General features: G+C 68.2%; 1 protein-coding gene. It reads right to left on the bottom strand.

Annotated elements, in window-relative coordinates:
• On the bottom strand, window positions 1-611 hold a 611-nt coding region (locus IE239_RS41590; protein WP_190154627.1), incomplete at both ends, for a beta-ketoacyl synthase N-terminal-like domain-containing protein.

Raw genomic sequence — 611 nt, 5'->3', positions numbered from 1 at the left:
CCGTGCCGCATCGCCAGCACCATCTTGATCACACCCGCCACACCCGCAGCAGCCTGCGTATGACCGATGTTCGACTTCACCGACCCCAGCAGAAGCGGCCGCTCACGCCCCTGCCCGTACGTGGCCAGCAACGCCTGCGCCTCGATCGGATCACCCAACGCCGTACCCGTACCATGCGCCTCCACCGCATCCACATCACCCGGCTCCAGACCACCCGCCGCCAACGCAGCACGGATCACCCGCTGCTGCGACGGACCGTTCGGCGCCGTCAACCCGTTCGACGCACCATCCTGATTCACCGCCGAACCACGGACGACGGCCAGGACGTCGTGCCCGTTGCGACGCGCATCCGACAACCGCTCCACCACCACCACACCGACACCCTCACCCCACCCCGTACCGTCCGCACCCTCCCCGAACGCCTTGCACCGCCCATCCACCGCAAGCCCCCGCTGCCGCGAGAACTCCACAAAAGCCCCCGGCGTCGACATCACCGTCACCCCACCCGCCAACGCCAGATCACACTCACCCGCACGCAACGACTGCACCGCCAGATGCAACGCCACCAACGACGACGAACACGCCGTGTCCACCGTCACCGCCGGACCCTC

Source organism: Streptomyces humidus, from assembly GCF_014649655.1.
In the GTDB taxonomy this organism is placed as follows: domain Bacteria; phylum Actinomycetota; class Actinomycetes; order Streptomycetales; family Streptomycetaceae; genus Streptomyces; species Streptomyces humidus.
This window is presented reverse-complemented; position numbering and strand designations above follow the sequence as displayed.